This window comes from Butyricimonas sp. (assembly GCF_019423355.1).
GTDB lineage: Bacteria > Bacteroidota > Bacteroidia > Bacteroidales > Marinifilaceae > Butyricimonas > Butyricimonas faecihominis.
The window spans coordinates 278,032-297,075 of record NZ_JAHZBP010000005.1 but is presented as its reverse complement, the minus strand read 5'-3'; the positions used below and the strand labels follow the sequence as shown (position 1 = coordinate 297,075).

Here is a 19,044-nt window from a genome sequence, read left to right as displayed (position 1 = left end):
TTACTAATCCTAAATTATTACTTGTAGATTTTTCCAGAAAGTTCTCCGCGAAGAACCATCAGTCCGTTCATGGCTAATGCTCTCATTTCATCTTCTCCGGCATATACTTTTATCGGAGCGATAAATCCAACCATCTCTTTCACGTAGTCAACCAAGAAGGGGTTGTGAGCGATTCCTCCGGTTAACAGGATACCATCAACTTTACCTTTTAGCACGGCAGCCATTTCACCAATAGCTTTACCTACTTGGTAAGACATGGCATCTTGTACCAATTTATATTTCGGGTCTTCTTTTGCCTTTATTTCTACTTCGTAAGCATCGTTTGTTCCAAGATAAGCCACTAATCCGCCTGCACCTTTCAACATTTTCTTGATTTCTGCTTCGGTTTTCTTACCGCTGAAACATAGTTTTACCAACTGACCGGTAGGAAGACTTCCTGAACGTTCCGGTGAAAAAGGACCATCACCATCCAAAGCATTATTCACGTCAATTACCCGTCCGTGATCATGCGCTCCAACAGAAACGCCTCCACCAAGATGCGCAATAATCAAGTTTATATCTTCGTATTTCTTCCCAATTTCTTTTGCATAAGTCCGTGCTATTGCTTTTTGATTCAAGGCATGGAAGATTGATACTCTTGTGAAATCAGGATGTCCGGTCAAACGAGCTACCTCTTGCAACTCATCTACTACTACGGGATCTGCAATATAAGCTTTTGTTCCGTTGTTAAGAGATTTTGCGATATCGTTTGCGATCAGACCACCTAAATTGGAGGCATGTTCGCCAAGAGGAGGATTATTCAAGTCGTTAATTAAAGCTTCATTTACCTCATACACACCGGATTCGATAGGTTTAACTAAACCACCTCTTCCAACGATCGCGTTGATCTCGTTAATATTAAATCCGGCATCCTTCAGTTCAGAAAGAATAATATCTTTCCGGAATTGGAATTGTGAAGCCACGCTATCGAATTTCGCAATTTCCTCTGCGGAATGTTTGATGTTCTTTACAAATTTCTCTGTTTCATCTTCAAAGATTGCAATTTTCGTGGAAGTTGATCCCGGATTGATCGCAAGAATTTTAAATGACATAGTTTTAATTGTTATTTTAAATATTAATAATTATTCTTTTTCGCACGTTATGAGGCTGCAAAATTTATAAATTGTAAGCAAAACTCAAAGAAAAAGTGATAATTTATTTATAATAGAGAATCAATCCGAATAAGCGGATGAATAAAGGGTATCAACAATGGCTTGAGCAATGATCTTTAGGTAGTACGGGGCATTTTTTATAGAATCTTGAATAGAACGGGCATACTGGCTCATCGTGAATACTTTATCGAAACGGGTAAGGACCTGTTTTTCTGCCAATCCGACAACGGCATAAACCGGAACGTTTTGTTGCAAACATAAGGTTGCAACTGTTCCCGGAATTTTGCCATAAAAGGACTGGATATCAATTTTTCCTTCTCCGGTGATAACAATTCCGGCTTGTAAAAGATTGTCGTGGAAATGGGAGAGAGTCAGGCAATATTCGGAACCCGAAATAAGTTGTGCATTTAGTAAAGCGTGCATGGCTGCCGTGATTCCACCTGCGGCACCTCCATGTTTCAACCGGGTTACATCTTTACCTGTATGCTGTTTTAATAAAGCACTCCAAAGGCACAATTGATTATCAAGCATGACAATTTGTTCTGGTGATGCTCCTTTTTGCGGGGCAAACACAGCGGCTGCACCTTCCGGTCCACAAATAGAATTATCAACATCACATAGTATTGTAATGTGGATTCCTTTAAACCTTTGCTGCAATAATTCGATATTAATATCCTTAATACCTGTAATATAATTTCTGTTCAGAGAGTTATTGACAATTGTCAATCCCATTTCTCGCAGAGTCCCTGTTCCTCCATCCACGCTGGCACTTCCTCCAACACACAGAATCAAATTGTTCGCTCCTTGCGAGAGGGCGTGATTGATTAAAACACCGAATCCTGCCGTGTTCGTGTTCAAGATGTCATATTCCTCTCGTTTCAAATGTTTCAGACCACAAGCTTCGGCTAATTCAATGATAGCCGTGTTGTCTTTTAAGTAATACGAGGCAAAATGCTCACGTCCCAAGGCATCTACCGTTTTCGTCTTGATAGGGTGTGCATGAAGGTAATGTGCCACAATTCGGGCTGTTCCATCACCGCCATCTCCTAATGGAAGAGAGATCGTATGAAATCCACATTCCTCTAATTCAGAGGCTAGGATTCGACAAAACTCGAAAGCATCCAGACTTCCCTTGAATGAGTTAGGAGCTAGAAGAATATTACGGTTGTTTATGAGGTTCATGGTTAGATATTGTCAGGATGCACGGGATGTGCTTGGGCTCCTTTTTCATTGGCCAGCAATTTTTTCCCGTCTTCGAAAGCCTTGCAGTAATCAGGATCAAACAGATTTCTGTCCGGCCATTCTTTTACCCGATCCATGGCACGAGCCATCATACCTTCAATCTTATGAGGAAAACGAGGTCCGGTCCAATTGCTCGTGTTTGTGATAAATGCCCAACAGAACCCGTCCCGTTGACGTTTCAACATGGCACTGGTTCCCGCCAAAGTACCGGAACGCCACCAATCACCTTGATTGTTTGTGTTCATCCAACCAAGAGGCAAAGCATTTTTCACACATTTCGTCATGGTCTCCACGCTTTCTTTTGTCAATATATCCGGATATGAATCGTCAGCGTCTATGGCAGAAAGGAAACGTAATAATTCCGTCGGGGAAGCTACCCAGCCACCGGCACCGTAAAGAGCCTCGATATTGTTTCCCCCGTTACTGCGATATACTAGCGTGTCCCGCCCATCGCATGAACGGATCAGGTCTGCGTCTGATTGTTCGTAATACCTGACCTCGTTGAAATATCGGTCTTTATCCAGATTATGGGCCAAGTGCATATCGTAACACCCGGCAGGAATGAGTATGCTGTCTTGAATAAATTCTTCGTAGTTTTTTCCGGAAACTTTTTCTATTACCCTTGATAATATTCCATAACCCACGTTTGAATAACATGTGCTTGTCCCCGGTGTGAAGCCTAAACGTCGAGATAAAACAAATTTAATGATGGTATTCAAGTCGGCTGGTGCCGGAACATTCATTTTTTCTGCGATATCTACCGGGCAGAACATGGGGTCTCCTGCACGATTGGTGAATCCCCCCTGATGGCGTAGAAGATTTGCCACGGTGATATTATTCACCCGTTTATCTTTTATCGGGGCATAAAGTGTCGTGTCGCTTAAAATACCTTCCTCGCCAAATACTTTATCATCCAAGGATAGAATCCCGTTTTCAATTAATTTCATGATTCCTGCCGCCGTGATTAGCTTGGAAACCGAGGCAATTCGGAAGATGTGGTTCACATCGGTTTTCACCTCATTTTCTTCGTCGGCATACCCATATCCCTTGCTATAAATCAGTTTCCCATCTTTCATGATCGCGAGGGAAGCCCCTTTTATTTCCCACTGATTCATAAAACGTTCAATCGTTTGATCTAAACGCTTGGTTTCAACTAGATCAGAATATTCATTCGTGAATAAATCATGTACTGCTACGGCAAGCGTGTCTTGGGGAATAGAATCTTTTTCAACCTGAATTTCTTTCGTGAAAGAATTCCAAGGTCTGAAACTGATAACTAAAAAGAATAATATAATTAGTATAATATATTTCATTACATCTGCAATCTAAAGGAAAAAGCGTAATATTCTTTTGAGATGGAATATTACGCTTGCAATATTAATAAAAATACATTTTTATTCAAAGAGATCAGATGTGAAACACCTTTAAAAATTCTTACTTAATAAATTGAAGTAGTGTTCCATAACTTTCACCAGCAATGGGTGGTGCGGGTCGAAAGCTATTCCGTCTATATGAGCGATGGGCAACACAAGTGGGGAAGTCCCCGTTATAAAGGCTGCTTGATAGGAGGCAATGTCTTTGTAATTCACTCTTTGTTCCACCACGGTCAACCCGTCTTCCTGACAGATATTTAATACCCGTTTCCGACTGGTTCCCGGCAAAACATGGGGAAGAGGAGCCGTGTAAAACACGTTATCCCGGATAAAGAATACATTTGAACGAGAACCTTCTGTCACACAGTTATCTTGATCGATTAATAAAACTTCAGCAACTCCTTGTTCCTGAATGATCTTGTTGGTCATTTCCCGTAATCCAGAATTGACATATTTCACTTCGGCATTCTCACGGACAGCATGGCAAGTAACCGTATCCACTCCATGTTGATAAGCTTCTTCCGACGGGTAGGAATGTTTTATCTGATAGACATATTGTTCGATTCCCGTCGGGGTAACCCGAAGTACGTATTTAATGTTTCCTTCCTTGATATTTTCAAGTTGAATCAATCGGTTTAATTGGTCTGCCACGTGTAATGAATTCAAATCAATGGCAATATTTGATTTTTTTATTGAATTGTCAAGCCGTAAAAGGTTGTCGTTTAAAAATATAACTTTGCCTCTAAAAACCCGGCATACTTCATATATACTAAGTCCTTCATTTAGGATGTCTTCGGAATATTCCTTGTTATCGATGGGTTTATTATTAAATAACATCATAATTTATCTCCTTTTATGTGTCGCGAATTTATGCTTTAAAACGATTATATAACCGGAAATGTTCAGAAATTTTAGAGAGAGAAAATGGGGCTTGTTACTTTCGATAATTTGCGCTATTTTTGGCTGATATATGGAAACACAAGAGCAAATAGAACGGATAGAGCATTTCATACGTGAAGTGATTGTGGATGAAATTACTAAGTTGCAGGGCGTGGGCTTGTCATATATGCAATTTGTCATCATGGGGCAAGCGATTGAGGTTCTGGGAAGTTTTTTAGATAATAAACCCATGAAAGCCAAAGGGCAGTCGGCCAAACGTTTTTCTCTTGGGGTAAAGAAGTTATTCGGCGGGCGTTATCGGTTGTTAAATGATAATGGTTTTTTGTATGATAAACTTCGCAACCAAATGACTCACACGTTCATTCCCGGGAATGATTTGATATTATTGAATCAAGCGGACAATAAGAACGGATATAAACATTTACAAATAATCGATGGCAAATTAGTTTTAATTTCCGAAGTTTTCAATGAAGACATTCACAAGGCGAGTGAACGTCTTTTAGAAGCTATTAAAAACGGGGTATTATCTCCTAAAAATATTGCTTACTAATACATGGAACAACAAGATAAAATCATATTGATCGGGGCTGGGAATGTCGCTCATCATCTGGCGGGAGCCCTTTTAAAAGCGGGAGAGAATTTATGTCAGATTTATAGTCGTACGCTTGATTCTGCCCGGCAACTGGGAATGAAGACGGGAATATCTTACACGGCTGAAGTAAATGAGGTGTATCCGGATGGAGATATTTATATTTTTTGTGTAAGTGATGATGTTTTACCATCTATTATTAAGGCTATTAGGATACCAGATGATGCGTTGATTCTACACACTTCAGGAAGTCAACCGATGGATGTATTCAAATCATGTTCCCAACACTACGGGGTGATTTATCCGGTACAAACCTTTTCTAAGAAACGGGAACTGGATTTCAGGGAGATCCCGCTATGTGTGGAGGGAAACACGGGGCCCGTGAAGGAACGAATTAAAAAGTTTGCGGAAAAGTTGTCGGATAAAATATACGAGATAGACTCGGTCCAGCGTAAAGAATTGCATCTGGCTGCAGTTTTTGCCTGTAATTTCCCTAATTATTTGTATCAAGTGGCAGGCAAATTGCTAGAAAACAAAGGACTATCTTTTGCTATGTTACGTCCTTTGATTTTCGAGACGGCACATAAAGTGATGCTCCTTAATCCGGAAGAGGCTCAAACCGGACCGGCCAAGCGGGGGGACGAGAGTATCATGAATATGCATAAGAATATGTTGAAGAATGACAAAGATTTGCTGAAAATATACACGATATTGTCGGAAGGAATAAAGGAAACGCAAGATAAAGAAGAGACGGGGGATCAAAAGATCTCGCAAGATATAATAGATATGCCCACATTGTGGTAAATTAGATAAATACGAACGCTATGAAATTATTCAAAGAGGAATTAAAGAAGGTAGAAGCTTTTGCTTTCGATGTAGATGGAGTTTTTTCACGTCATGAAATGAATATAACACCGGAAGGAGACTTGATTCGTACATCCTGTACGAAAGATGGTTATGCCATGATGTACTGCACGAAGAAGGGATACCCGGTTTGTATCATTTCCGGGGGGCAGGCTCCCGGGGTAAGAGAACGTTTTGAGAAATTGGGTGTGAAGGACGTGTATCTTGGCGTGGCGAATAAAGTTGAAGCGTTGAACGAGTTCTTGCAAAAATATAATCTGAACCCGGAAAATGTGATGTATATGGGAGATGATATACCAGACTACAACGTGATGAAAATCGTGGGTATGCCGGTATGTCCTTCGGATGCGTGCGAAGAGATCAAAGCCATTTCCCGTTATATTTCTGACACGCCCGGGGGCCTTGGATGCGTACGGGATGTCGTGGCTCAAGTACTGAAAGCAAAAGGCGAATGGATGGATACCCAATGCTACGTGAAATGTATGTAAGTTAAAGAATAAGATGTTGGAAATTCTCAAGTTAATACGCCTACGAACGATCGCATTCACGGCATTTACCATGTATGCCATGCGTTTCTTTGTTGTCCAGCCCGTGCTGGAGAAAGCTGGTTTTGCCCTGCAAATGCCGGAAAGCAATTTCTCGTTACTGGTAATAGCCGTGTGTTGTCTGGTGTCGGCCGCTTATGTCATAAATGATTATTTTGACACGAAGGCGGACCGTATTTCGGGAAACAGACCCGTGATTGTTGGGAAAACCATTAGCCGCAGGGCTGCAATCATTCTACATTCTATTTTGAATGTTGTGGCCGTGGGAATCGCGTATTATCTGGCGAGAGAAGCTCATCATGCTGAGATCGTATTCTTATTTTTAATTATATCATTGGTATTGTGGTTTTATTCCTCCCGGATAAAAAAACGTTTTATTTGGGGAAATATCGTTGTGGCTATTTTGGCCGGATTAATCCCGCTTACCGTGATTACATTCGAAATCCCGTTATTGAGTGATGTGTACTCGGATGTCGTTTTGAAAACGCACGTTAGTTTTGCCTACGTGTTCTACTGGACAGTATGTTTCTCGTATTTTCTTTTTATTAATATGCTGATCTACGAGATCAACAAGGACATATATAGTATAAATGGCGACCGGGCTGATGGAATCGTTACTTTACCTGTAAAATTTGGTATTCCGGCAACGAGAAAGGTGATCATCGGGTTGATCACGATTGCCATCACATCGTTGATCCTATTTTTGTTATTCGGATTTACACGAACCCCGATCGTATGGATTTATTTTGTTGTAGCTTTGATTATACCATACTTGTTTTACGGCTACGCGGTATTGAAGAATGACAAGATGAAATTCCAGTTGCGAATGATTCGTTTGATTATGGTTTTGTGCATAGGAGTCAGTGTATTTTGTAAGTTGTGTGAATGATGCATTCTATTAAAAATTATAAATTAATATTGGCCTCCGCATCACCACGGAGACAGCAATTGATGAAAGATGCAGGGTTTACCTTCGAAGTCCGGTTGAAAAATGTTGAAGAAAAATATCCTCAAGAACTCCATTGGGAGAATGTACCGGAATATTTATCGAAAGTAAAGGCCTCAGCCTTTCGAGAGGAGCTAAAGGCTGATGAAGTATTGATAACAGCCGATACGGTAGTTTGTATTCATGACCGGATTTTAGGTAAACCCGCTGACCGGAAAGAGGCTATTTCGATGTTACAGGAGCTATCAGGAAATCGTCACCTAGTGGTAACGGGTGTGAGCGTAACCACTCGTACGGAACAACTTTCTTTCTCTTCACGGACAGACGTGTTTTTCAAGCGTTTATCAAATGAAGAGATTGAATTCTACGTGGACACGTATAAGCCATTCGATAAAGCGGGAGCTTACGGGATTCAGGAGTGGATCGGGTACATCGGGATCGAGCGTATAGAAGGTTCTTTCTATAACGTGATGGGATTACCGATACAGAAATTATATGAAACTTTGCGGAAATTACAATTTCAATAAATAACATTCAAAAATACCAGTAAATGAGAAAAATTACATTATGTTTTTTGGCCTTCATTCTGCTGACTTTACCAAGTTTAGCTGACGAGGGAATGTGGATTCCCATGTTGTTGAAAAAATACAACATAGAAGATATGCAGAAAGCCGGTTTTAAATTAACAGCGGAGGATATTTACGACATCAACCAAGCCTCATTGAAAGATGCCGTTATCGGGCTGGGTAATGAAGGTTCTCCGTTTCATCACTTTTGTACCGGGGAGATCGTGAGTGATCAAGGATTGGTGATTACGAATCATCACTGCTCTTTTGGCATGATCCAAGCTCATTCCAGTTTGGAACATAACTATCTACGGGATGGTTTTTGGGCTCAATCCATGGCGGATGAGTTGGTTAATCCCAAGATAACAGCTTCTATTTTAGTTCGGATGGAGGATGTCACGGATAAAATCAATGCAGGATTGAATGCCGGGATGTCTGAAAGCGAACGTACGAAGAAGGTGAATGAAATATGCCGGAAATTGGAGGCGGAAGCTGTTAAAGGAACCAATCTGGCGGCTAATATAAAGCCGTATTTTAACGGAAATCAATATTTTCTTTCCGTGTTTAAAATCTTCCGGGATGTTCGTTTAGTCGGGGCTCCGAATTCTGCTATCGGTAAATTTGGAGGGGATACGGATAACTGGACATGGCCGCGTCACACGGGTGATTTTTCCGTTTTGCGTATTTATGCGGGACCGGACAATGAGCCGGCAGCTATATCAGATAAGAACGTGCCTTATAAACCGGCTAAATTCTTTAAGATTTCTGCACGGGGGGTGCAAGAAGGTGATTTTACGATGGTTTTCGGTTATCCCGGAACGACAAACGAGTACCTGACTTCTTACGCGATAGATCAAATTGCTTCTGTTGAAGACCCGCATAAGATCAAAATCCGCACAGCAAAATTGGCGGTAATCAATGCCGCCATGGAGTCGGATGAATTGTTGCGTATAAAATATGCTGCTAAAGCTGCAAGTGTTGCTAATGCTTGGAAAAAATGGCAGGGAGAGATTAAAGGATTGGATCGTTTCAGAACGGCTGATAATAAAAGAGTTCTTGAAAATAATTTCAACAACTGGGCTAAAAGTAATGGAAAAACCGAGTATATCGGTTTGACGGATCGTTACAAAGCGTTATATGACGCTCGTAAAGAATATGTTCTGGCTGCAGCTTATGCTTCGGAGGCCGGATTGGGAGGTGCAGAAATCATAAAATTTGCCCGTGAAATAGAACAGGTATTGGATAACTATGACAAATTTCCGGATAAGGAACAGCTTAAAACATCTTTGAAAAATTACGTTGAGGCCTTCTATAAAGATTACGATGTGACCACGGATCAACGGATATTGACCGAAATGTTCAAGTTGTATAATAATGAGGAAGTCGGAGACCAATGGATACCGTCAGTCGTTCGTTTGAGCCCGAAATATGCTAAACTGAACGCTCCCGATCGTTATGCTGCCGACTTGTTTAAAAAATCAATATTCACGCATAAGGATAATTTGCTGAAATTCATCGACAATTTATCAGAGAAATCAATCACGAAAATTGAAAAAGATCCGATTCTTGGAGTAGCGACCGGAATTTACACGTTGTACGCGGATGAAATTCGTCCCGAATTGAGCCGGATTGAAAATGAATTGAAATTATTGAATCGGTTGTGGATTGCCGGATTGATGGAGATGCAGCCCGATAAAACATTCTATCCGGATGCGAATTCAACCTTACGTGTAGCATACGGAAAAGTTGCCGGATACCATGCAACTGACGCTGTTTATTACACGCACTACACGACATTGAAAGGTATCATGGAAAAGGATAATCCAAATATCTATGATTATGATGTACCCCAGAAATTACGGGATTTGTACAAGAATCGGGATTTCGGCCCTTACACTCAAGACGGGGAAGTTCCTGTTTGCTTTATCGCGACGAATCACACGACTGGCGGTAATTCCGGTAGTCCGGTTCTGGATGCAGAAGGTAATTTGATCGGTTTAAACTTTGACCGTGCTTGGGAAGGTGTGATGTCAGATATGCAATATAGCCCAGAGATTTGTCGGAATATTGCTGTTGATATTCGCTATGTCCTGTTTATCATTGATAAATATGCAGGAGCGCAAAGATTGATTGACGAGATGGTAATCATTCATTAAGTAATAAAAAATCGGGAGTAAAACTCCCGATTTTCTTTTATCCTAAGCGTTTGTTTACAACGTCCCAGTTTATAATGTTCCAATAATTTTCAATGTATTTCGGACGAGCGTTTTGGGTGTCCAAATAGTAAGCGTGTTCCCAGACATCAATTGTCAACACGGGTTTCTTTCCATGTTTCAGTGGAGTATCTGCATTACCGGTTTGTACGATTTCCAGTTTCCCCTTTTTGTCCACAACCAACCAGGCCCATCCTGAACCAAATAAGGTGGTGGCTGCTTTAGCAAACGCTTCCTTGAAGGCATCGAAACTTCCAAATGATTTATCAATCAATTCCTTTATTTTTCCTGTCGGAGCGACTTGTGCTGCATGATGAGCTTGGAAAGTCTCGAAATAGAAAATATGATTATATGTTTGTGCTGCATTATTGAAAATACCACCTTCGGATTTGATCACGATACCTTCTAAACACATTTTTTCGAATTCGGTACCCACGATTAAATTATTCAGGTTTGTAATATAAGTTGCGAGATGTTTTCCGTAGTGATATTGGATAGTACGTTCGCTGATACAAGGTTCTAACGCATTTTCTTTATAGGGTAGAGGGGGTAATTTAAATTTGTTGTCCTCACCTTTTGTATTTATAACCTCTGATGACATCAATACATCCAATTCTTTGTACTCTTCTGTTTTCATATCTTTATGTTTTAAATTAAACTGCTTTTAAATTTACAAATTCTATACTAAGGATACGATAAAATATGGATAAAGTTACTGCTTTCTATGAAAAAAATAAAACGGGTAGTGAAAATGATAACTACCCGTATTTGTTCCACGTATCTGGAAAACTCTATTTGCTTAATTTAGCTCCGAATTCAAATGTTTTTAGGTTAGATGAAAAAGTTTCAACAAAGGTTTTAATCGTTGCCTGTTGGTCAGCCGGTAATTCCGTGCTGCTTAAAATAAGCGGAACTGCGGCAAGAAGAGTTTTCACGTAAGATGTACCTAAATATACCGTCAATTCATTATTTACAATTTTGTAATTCAAATCAATAGATTTCACGGGAATTGTACCTAACAATTCTTTAAAACCATCACTTTGTGTACTGACCTTTATAATATCTTTTTGAATAGTGTAAGTCGTCTTTAAAGTTGCAGGCTGATCATTCATGGTCATAAATATTTCCATTTCGGTTTCAGATGTAAAATTGATTCCTCGGAAATATAGAGACATGTATTTATTCGCAATTCCCGGCAACGCCATTTTAATTATGGCAACATTAATCCCTGTTTCGCTAATTCCCGGTATTCCTTCTGGGATAACCCCTGATGGAATCAATCCTTCGGGAAAACTGATCTCATCGCCATTATACTCAAATTTAAAATGAATATCACTTGTCTTTTTTGTATAATTCCAAGTCCCGATAAGGTCTTTATCGTTATTATCATCATCATCATCGCTACAAGAGAAACATGCAACTGCCACAAATAGTACAGAGATCAAGTAAATTAATTTGTTTTTCATATCTAGATAAATTTAAAATGTGTTTATAGTTTTATTGTTATAGATGCCCCGAATCGAGAGGGAGCTCCAGATTGCCCGGATTTCATGTATTCTGGTAAATTCTTGCCCACGGGGCTGTTGAACATGTAGCAAAAGAAACTTTTATCCAAAATGTTCTTACCCCACACGTGGAAATCGATGTGTTTACCGGAAATGCCCAAATCTATGTTCCAAAGGAAATAAGGATCTTGTTTCATGGTGTTCGCCTCATCAAAATATTGGGTCCCGAAACCGGTAACAGACGTGGTTGCTGTGAAAGATTTGAATAATGAGAACTTGATTGCTTTGGAGTACGCTACCCCTGTGTTCATCGTGAATTCCGGGGCCATGACAATTTTATTCCCCTCGTATTCCTTGGTTAAGTGGTGGTAGTATTCCGAATTACTATATCCTGAGGAAAGGAAATAAACCAATCGTGGCAGACATTCCCAGCTTAAATCAATTTCCGCTCCAATACTGCGGGCGTCTCCCGCATTTTTAATAATCGGCCCCATCATCTCCATGACAAAAATTTGCTGGTCTTTCCAATCAATATAAAAAAGCGCCCCATTCATGTTAAACCGTCCGTTGGCACTAAAGTATTTAGCTCCAAGTTCGTAATTCCACAAAGATTCTTTACCATATTCCAGTTCTACAACCTGCGTGGTCATTTCATTCGAAATGATATTGTACCCACCGGCTTTATATCCTTTAGATATGTTCAAGTAGGTGGATAACTGCTCGTTCCATTTTTGTAGAATGGAGAATTTGGGCAACCAAGCCGCGTAAGAATGTTTTTCGTCCCAATCATGATAACCGGTGAACTGGCTTGCCCCGTGAAATAACAAACTATCCCGGTAGGAGAGAGACGCTTTCTCGTAATCATACCTGATTCCGGCAGTGACGAACATCCCCGGCAAGAGATTTTTCACGGTAACTTGCCCGTATCCGGCAATTCCCCAAGTAGAGGTGTTATTGTAGTACGATGCTTGATCCAGATCCAGTGGGAGCAACAAGTGACGTTCCGAGCCAAAAGTGGCCAAATAGTCATTCGCCAAGTCTTTGTAAAAACCAAATGTTCCTATTGTCCAATCGATTCTCTCGCCTTGGGAGGACTGGTAATTGATCTCTTGCGTGATCAGATCCTGTTTCGATTTCTTACCATTTTGGAATACATCATGATACGTGAAATCAGCATCCAAAACCTGTTTATCTTTAGCCCGGGAATAGGAAGTGATCCAGTTCAACAGGGTTTGAGAAAAATGTTTCTGAATGTTAATGTACGTGGACAATAAATCCCGTTTATAGGATGCATCCGCATTATAATTGACCCGGTAGCGGTGTACTTTTAAAGAATCAACGGCATGATAAGCGTAGCCATCATCAAAACTATGATTATAGTTCAGACCAAACGCGACCTTCCATGTTGCATCCGTGAACACGCTTCCTTGGTAACGAAGATCGTATGAATCCGATTTGTTCGATTTCCCACCAGTAAAATCATTCTTGAAATACCCGTCCGTGCGATTATAAGCAAAAGATAATTTGTTATATAGAACTTTGTTTATAGGCAAATTAGCCATAACCATGTAATTCTGGGAGTTATAGCTGGAAACTCCTGCTTTTGCCTGCAACGAAAACTTTGTCGCAGGAGGATTTGTTCGGATATTAATCAAACCGATGATACTATTCCGACCGTACAGGGTTGTCTGAGGACCTCGCAGTACTTCTATTTGCTTGATGTCATACAAATCAAATATGAAGGCATTTTTGTCAAAGATCGGGACACCATCCACGTACAAACCGACGGGTGGGGTCCCGGATACCGTTCCAATTCCGCGAACATAGAGCGGTGTTGATAGTTTCAAGCCTCCTTCCTGCATGTAAAAATTCGGAACGATTCCTGACAGGTTCCGAAGATCCGGATTATTCTCGTTCAACAAGTTTTTCCCACTAATCACGCTGAGAGCAACAGGAATCTCGCTAATGGATAATTCCCTTTTTTCAGCCGTGATGACGACTTCTTTTAATTGTTTGATGACACTGAATGTAGAGTCATTTGTCTGCACGGTCTCGGACCGCTGTGCGAACAAATGCCCGGAGATAAATGTCAATAGCAGAATGCTATATATTATCCGCATTTGATGTTGTTTTTAATTAATATATCCCGTAAAATATTTCACTCTTTCCTCTAAAGGATTACAACAAGAGGCTAACAGGCGGGGCCCTTAGTGCTAATGAAACAAGGTTAGGATCGTCATAGGCAGCAAGATAGGTAGCTTGCTTGGTTCTCGATCGATCGTCTGTTATTTTTGAATAAGGAGTGTTTGGAGAGGAAATAATCTCCTCGTCTTCCATCGTCTGGCAATAGTATGTCTCGTTTTTCCCGATCCGGTATTCTATAATTCTTTCCTGTCCCGGAATAGCTTCCGGGAGTCTTATTTCAGTTTGTGAATAGAAACATATCACAAAGAACGCTGAAACAAGCAAATAGACGAATATGTTTACCGATGGTCCGATGAAAAACATGGTGCAAATCTATAAAATAATTGGATAGAGATAACCAAAATTCATTGGGAACATTACTAATTAGAATTATTCTAAATTTTTACAAAATACAATCCGGAATGTTGCATTTATAAAAAAGATGACGATATTTGCACTCGATATAAAATTGTAACAATTACAAATAAATAATGAATACAGTTCAAGGAACACGGGAATATTTACTTAAGTATAACATCAAACCATCTATGCAAAGGATAGCAATTATGGATTATTTGATGGTACACCGGGTACATCCGACAGCTGACGAAATTTACAATGCTTTATATCCAACCATGCCCACGTTGTCTAAAACGACAATATATAACACGATGAAATTGTTCACGGAACAGGGTGCGGTGAAAGCTCTCGTGATTGATGAAAAAAACGTGCGTTTTGACATTGACACGTCAAGTCATGCTCATTTCATGTGTTTGGGGTGCGGTTGCGTGTATGATCTTCCGATTGAGAATCAAGAAGCGATACAATTAGAAGGAGTAGGGGAATTAATCATCACAGAAATTCATCTTTATTACAAGGGGTATTGTAAAAAATGCACCGAAGAGAAAAGAAAAAACATATTATTATAACATTTAAAAAGTGCGTTATGAAAAAATTTATCTGTACTGTATGTGGTTACGTTCATGAAGGAGATGAAGCTCCGGAAATTTGTCCGCAATGTAAACAACCGAAAAGCAAGTTCAAAGAATTAGTTGAAACCGAAGGTGCTTTGACGTTCGTAGACGAACATCGTCTTGGTGTAGCAAAAGGGGTTGATCCTGAAGTTCTTGAAGGATTGAGAGCGCATTTCAACGGGGAATGTTCAGAAGTCGGGATGTATTTGGCTATGAGTCGTCAGGCAGATCGTGAAGGCTATCCGGAGATTGCAGAGGCTTTCAAACGTTACGCTTGGGAAGAGGCAGAACATGCGGCTAAATTTGCAGAATTATTAGGAGAATGTGTTTGGGATACCAAAACGAACTTGAAAAAGCGTATGGAAGCAGAGGCTGGTGCTTGCGAGGATAAAAAACGTATTGCAACCTTGGCTAAAAAATTGGATTTGGATGCTATCCACGATACTGTTCATGAAATGTGTAAGGATGAAGCTCGTCACGGTAAAGGTTTCGAGGGATTATACAATCGTTATTTCAAGTAATCTATCATAGATTGCTTTTATAATATTAAAGAGATCGTCAAGACTTAGACGATCTCTTTTTGTTAGTAAAATAATACATTTTTTATATGTATTTCATGTAACTTTACCTTGTAAGTTCCCGTAACAACACTCGAAATTGAATTTAACACGGAGAATTGTATGAGAACTTATAGATGCGAAGACGTCACTTTATCAGATAGAGGAATTGATAGTAAAGGCTGGTTGTGTAATCCGCAAGAAAAAGGTAAAAAAACGGCAATACTTGTTTTAGGCCCCAAAGATGCCTCGAATAACACGGTATTATTACAATATGCCACGCGATTGGCAAACTATGGTTTTGTTGTTTTAGGAATGGAGGAAACTCAGAATGTGAAAGCAGCCATTGATTATTTGAGCTTGAAAGATGAAGTTGACCCGAATAAAATGTACGCCATGGGAATATGTAACGGAACGAATGAAGTTCTGGCCAGTACAGAAGCGGAAAAACGATTGAAAGCTATCGCTTTAGTGGCAGGATGCTACAAACGCAAAGAGGCATCCCGGGTAAAAATCCCGACAATCGTTATTCACGGAAGAGAAAACGAAAAGGAGTATCAATCTGCTCAACGCGTGTACGACACGATCTGCGCGGAGGAAAAATTAGCTATATGGGAAGGTTCCGTTACTCATGCACAATATTTTGAAGATCCTCTTGTTCTGGATAAAACGGTACGGAATGTCTTCCGTTGGTTTAAAACACATTGACAATCACACTATATTAGGAAAAAAGCCGTCTCTAACTGATAGAGGCGGCTTTATTGTTAGATTTACCCTTATCTATGGGTTATAACAAAGTTATACTAGGGTTTTACCTATAAACGAGCATACTTGAACGGCTCACCACCACTTGTAAAAATGATGAATGGCTCCATGTCCATGCCCTATTTGGTACCCGGCTGCCGTTTCAATGGCCCCATGCAGATAATTCAAGGCTTTTTCCACGGCGATGTTCAAGGGAAAATCATGGGCTAAATAGGAGGCCACGGAGGATGATAAAGAGCATCCGGTACCGTGCGTGTTCGGGGTGATTATTTTCTTCGCTGGATAACGATATTCCAAATCATTCTCACAATCAATTAAAACATCTGTTATCTCTTCACATTCCAAGTGTCCGGCTTTTAATAAGACATTGCGAGCGCCGATATTTTTCAATGCAGGAATGGAAAGATATAAATCTTCCTGAGAGCGTATTTTCTTTCCGGAGAGAATCTCTATCTCGTAAAGATTGGGAGTGATCACGGTAGCCAACGGGAATAATTCCTTTTGCATCACGGCAATGGCCTCTTGCTGCACAAGCAGATCGCCAGAGGTTGCCACCATTACCGGGTCCACGACAATGTGCTTGATCGGGTAATCGGCTAATACTCTCGTGACGGCTTGAATCACTTCCACGGAATGTAACATACCAATTTTTACCGCATCCACGCCAATATCGTCTAAACAAGCCCTAATCTGGGCCTCTATGACATTCACAGGAAGAGATTCAATGGCTCTTACACCTAATGTATTTTGAGCTGTCACGGCTGTAATGGCAGTCATGGCGAAACACCCGCAGGCGGAGATCGCTTTTAAGTCTGCTTGAACTCCGGCTCCACCACCGCTATCGGAACCGGCTATAGATAATACTCTCTTGTAGGTTTTCATGACAAATAAAAGGTTTAGAATGATCGGGCATATAACACGAAAATCGTCGGACGTTTATTTATATCCGGTTTCACGTGTTTCCAATCCTTTATTAACATGGTTTTTATGTATTCATTTTCTGTCGTAATATCACAGGCTATCGTGAGGCGTGTCGTGGGGGACAAGGTGGCTATCATATCCTCGAATAATTGCACGTTCCGATAGGGGGTCTCTATAAACAATTGTGTCCGGTTCTCTGCGGCAGATTGTTTCTCGTAAGTTTTCAATGTTTTAATGCGTTCAGGCTTAGCAATGGGTAAATAACCATTAAACGAGAAGTTTTGCCCGTTAGCCCCGGAGGCTATCAGAGCCAATAAAATAGAAGAGGGACCCACTAAAGGAATTACCTGATAATCGTGTTTATGGGCTAATGCTACCAATTCGGCTCCCGGATCTGCAATACCGGGACATCCGGCCTCGGAGATAATCCCCATATCTTGATCGGCCAGATAGGGGAGATAGGTTTCAATATCTTTTATGTCCGAATGTTCATTCAGGTCTAAAAAAACGAGTTCATCAATATTTATCGCTTTATCTATTTTCTTTAAATAACGACGGGTATTTTTCACGTTTTCAGTTGCAAAAACTTTGATATTCTTAATGATATGAACTACATCATCAGAAATAACCCGCTCTATCGGTGTCTCCCCAAGTAAATTGGGGATCAAATATAATTTTCCCATAATAAAATGTTTGGGGCAAATATACAGGATTATTCCGAATCTTATTATTTTTGCATGACACAATAAAACGTTCTGTATGGAATTTTCGATGTCAGAATATAATTATTTTTCAGTCTTCAACAGATGAGAGTAACAATTTTAGGAAGTGGAACTTCACAAGGGGTTCCCGTTATTGCTTGCGAATGTCCTGTTTGTCAATCTACGGATGAGAATGACAAGCGTTTAAGGAGTTCTGTCATGATTGATATTGGGGATAAAAAACTAATTATAGACGCGGGACCTGATTTCCGGACACAGATGCTACGGGCGGGTGTAAAGGACGTGACCGCTTTGCTGCTGACACATGAACACAAAGACCATATCGGGGGACTGGACGATATTCGGGCTTTTAACTGGGTCAAAAATGGCGAGGTCGACATCTACTGTAACCAGAGAACGAAAGACGTTATCAGTAAGGATTATGACTACGCTTTCGCAGCATTCCGTTATCCCGGTGTACCTGAGATGAATATTCACGTGATAGATGAAGAACCATTCTGGATTGGGGAGATTAAAATAGAACCTATTACGGTGATGCACTACAAGCTCCCCGTGACGGCATTTCGTATTGATAACTTCGCTTATATCACAGATGCTAATTTCATATCGGAGGCAAGTATGAAAAAACTGGAAGGCGTCGAATATATGGTGATTAATGCTTTGCGTAAAGAAGTTCACCTTTCTCATTTTACACTGGATCAGGCTATTGATGTGGTGAAAACCTTACACGTGAAACAGGCCTACATCACGCATATCGGTCATCAGATGGGATTGCACGAAGAGGTCTCGCGGGAATTACCTGAAAATATACAACTGGCTCATGATATGTTATCATTTGAGTTCTAAAATCTTATTGCCCGCTCCGTTTTCCTTTTTGTTAAATGCTTGCTGAAAGGCAAGAGTGAATGTGAATAAAAAAGGACTTAAAATTTCCGTTAATCCACTGTTTTTATTACATTTGTGGGATTTTAGTAATATAGGGGTGAAATTTAGAATAATACCCTATAAAACAATGCGTTAATAGTGT

Annotated in this window: 20 protein-coding genes; 10 read left to right on the top strand and 10 right to left on the bottom strand. The window is 40.3% G+C overall.

Annotated features, from left to right (window positions below; all coding sequences use genetic code 11):
- Positions 1–17: 17 nt before the first annotated feature.
- From buk to QVC79_RS09240, 4 genes are all read right to left on the bottom strand, one after another.
- Positions 18–1,091 (bottom strand): butyrate kinase, encoded by a 1,074-nt coding sequence (buk, locus tag QVC79_RS09255; RefSeq protein WP_124318451.1) that lies wholly within the window; start codon positions 1,089–1,091, stop codon positions 18–20.
- Positions 1,092–1,211: 120 nt separating this feature from the next.
- Positions 1,212–2,333 carry a glycerate kinase gene (locus tag QVC79_RS09250; RefSeq protein ID WP_270593996.1) on the bottom strand — a complete coding sequence of 374 codons (1,122 nt, stop codon included), beginning with the start codon at positions 2,331–2,333 and terminating at the stop codon, positions 1,212–1,214.
- 2 nt (positions 2,334–2,335) lie between these two features.
- Positions 2,336–3,706 carry a serine hydrolase domain-containing protein gene (locus QVC79_RS09245; RefSeq protein ID WP_270593998.1) on the bottom strand — a complete coding sequence of 457 codons (1,371 nt, stop codon included), beginning with the start codon at positions 3,704–3,706 and terminating at the stop codon, positions 2,336–2,338.
- 111 nt (positions 3,707–3,817) lie between these two features.
- Positions 3,818–4,606: an aminotransferase class IV gene (locus QVC79_RS09240; RefSeq protein WP_124317197.1), complete on the bottom strand. Its 789-nt coding sequence runs from the start codon at positions 4,604–4,606 to the stop codon at positions 3,818–3,820.
- A 130-nt stretch (positions 4,607–4,736) separates the two neighbouring features.
- Here QVC79_RS09240 and QVC79_RS09235 point away from each other — a divergent pair, with 130 nt between their 5' ends.
- From QVC79_RS09235 to QVC79_RS09210, 6 genes are read left to right on the top strand one after another with little or no spacing between them, the layout of a single operon-like run.
- Entirely contained in the window at positions 4,737–5,216 is a 480-nt protein-coding gene (locus tag QVC79_RS09235) for a hypothetical protein (protein ID WP_124317196.1), read from the top strand.
- 3 nt (positions 5,217–5,219) lie between these two features.
- On the top strand, positions 5,220–6,059 hold the full coding sequence (locus tag QVC79_RS09230) for a Rossmann-like and DUF2520 domain-containing protein (RefSeq protein WP_270594001.1): 840 nt from the start codon (positions 5,220–5,222) through the stop codon (positions 6,057–6,059).
- A gap of 20 nt (positions 6,060–6,079) precedes the next feature.
- Complete coding sequence (locus tag QVC79_RS09225) at positions 6,080–6,607, top strand: KdsC family phosphatase (protein ID WP_118302398.1); 528 nt, start codon at positions 6,080–6,082, stop codon at positions 6,605–6,607.
- Between the two features lie 13 nt (positions 6,608–6,620).
- The gene (locus QVC79_RS09220; RefSeq protein ID WP_270594003.1) at positions 6,621–7,553 is read left to right on the top strand and encodes a geranylgeranylglycerol-phosphate geranylgeranyltransferase; all 933 of its coding nucleotides are present in this window, start codon (positions 6,621–6,623) and stop codon (positions 7,551–7,553) included.
- On the top strand, positions 7,550–8,137 hold the full coding sequence (locus QVC79_RS09215) for a Maf family nucleotide pyrophosphatase (RefSeq protein WP_270594005.1): 588 nt from the start codon (positions 7,550–7,552) through the stop codon (positions 8,135–8,137). The genes QVC79_RS09220 and QVC79_RS09215 overlap by 4 nt, the downstream gene beginning before the upstream one ends.
- A gap of 23 nt (positions 8,138–8,160) precedes the next feature.
- Positions 8,161–10,332 (top strand): S46 family peptidase, encoded by a 2,172-nt coding sequence (locus QVC79_RS09210; RefSeq protein ID WP_270594006.1) that lies wholly within the window; start codon positions 8,161–8,163, stop codon positions 10,330–10,332.
- Between the two features lie 37 nt (positions 10,333–10,369).
- Here the strand turns inward: QVC79_RS09210 and QVC79_RS09205 are convergent, their stop codons facing one another.
- The 4 genes from QVC79_RS09205 to QVC79_RS09190 all read right to left on the bottom strand — a co-directional run bounded on the left by QVC79_RS09205 (position 10,370) and on the right by QVC79_RS09190 (position 14,402).
- Complete coding sequence (locus QVC79_RS09205; RefSeq protein WP_270594008.1) at positions 10,370–11,026, bottom strand: superoxide dismutase; 657 nt, start codon at positions 11,024–11,026, stop codon at positions 10,370–10,372.
- Positions 11,027–11,180: 154 nt separating this feature from the next.
- The gene (locus tag QVC79_RS09200; RefSeq protein WP_270594010.1) at positions 11,181–11,855 is read right to left on the bottom strand and encodes a hypothetical protein; all 675 of its coding nucleotides are present in this window, start codon (positions 11,853–11,855) and stop codon (positions 11,181–11,183) included.
- Between the two features lie 23 nt (positions 11,856–11,878).
- Positions 11,879–14,014 carry a TonB-dependent receptor gene (locus QVC79_RS09195; protein WP_270594012.1) on the bottom strand — a complete coding sequence of 712 codons (2,136 nt, stop codon included), beginning with the start codon at positions 14,012–14,014 and terminating at the stop codon, positions 11,879–11,881.
- Positions 14,015–14,072: 58 nt separating this feature from the next.
- The gene (locus QVC79_RS09190) at positions 14,073–14,402 is read right to left on the bottom strand and encodes a hypothetical protein (protein ID WP_270594014.1); all 330 of its coding nucleotides are present in this window, start codon (positions 14,400–14,402) and stop codon (positions 14,073–14,075) included.
- Positions 14,403–14,569: 167 nt separating this feature from the next.
- Between QVC79_RS09190 and QVC79_RS09185 the strand changes: the two genes are divergently transcribed.
- The 3 genes from QVC79_RS09185 to QVC79_RS09175 all read left to right on the top strand — a co-directional run bounded on the left by QVC79_RS09185 (position 14,570) and on the right by QVC79_RS09175 (position 16,317).
- Positions 14,570–15,007 (top strand): Fur family transcriptional regulator, encoded by a 438-nt coding sequence (locus QVC79_RS09185; protein WP_124318502.1) that lies wholly within the window; start codon positions 14,570–14,572, stop codon positions 15,005–15,007.
- Positions 15,008–15,024: 17 nt separating this feature from the next.
- A complete protein-coding gene (locus QVC79_RS09180) occupies positions 15,025–15,573 on the top strand; it encodes an NADH peroxidase (RefSeq protein ID WP_124318500.1) in 549 nt (182 codons plus the stop codon).
- A 159-nt stretch (positions 15,574–15,732) separates the two neighbouring features.
- Complete coding sequence (locus QVC79_RS09175) at positions 15,733–16,317, top strand: alpha/beta hydrolase (protein WP_287642467.1); 585 nt, start codon at positions 15,733–15,735, stop codon at positions 16,315–16,317.
- Positions 16,318–16,449: 132 nt separating this feature from the next.
- On the opposite strand, the gene thiD is transcribed toward QVC79_RS09175, so the two are convergent.
- Both thiD and QVC79_RS09165 read right to left on the bottom strand, forming a co-directional pair.
- Positions 16,450–17,256, bottom strand: coding sequence for a bifunctional hydroxymethylpyrimidine kinase/phosphomethylpyrimidine kinase (gene thiD, locus QVC79_RS09170; protein ID WP_124317379.1), 807 nt, complete (start codon positions 17,254–17,256; stop codon positions 16,450–16,452).
- 14 nt (positions 17,257–17,270) lie between these two features.
- The gene (locus QVC79_RS09165; protein ID WP_416336077.1) at positions 17,271–17,978 is read right to left on the bottom strand and encodes an SAM-dependent methyltransferase; all 708 of its coding nucleotides are present in this window, start codon (positions 17,976–17,978) and stop codon (positions 17,271–17,273) included.
- 123 nt (positions 17,979–18,101) lie between these two features.
- On the opposite strand from QVC79_RS09165, the gene QVC79_RS09160 reads away from it, so the two are divergent.
- The gene (locus QVC79_RS09160) at positions 18,102–18,863 is read left to right on the top strand and encodes an MBL fold metallo-hydrolase (protein WP_270594020.1); all 762 of its coding nucleotides are present in this window, start codon (positions 18,102–18,104) and stop codon (positions 18,861–18,863) included.
- The last annotated feature ends 181 nt before the right edge of the window (positions 18,864–19,044 follow it).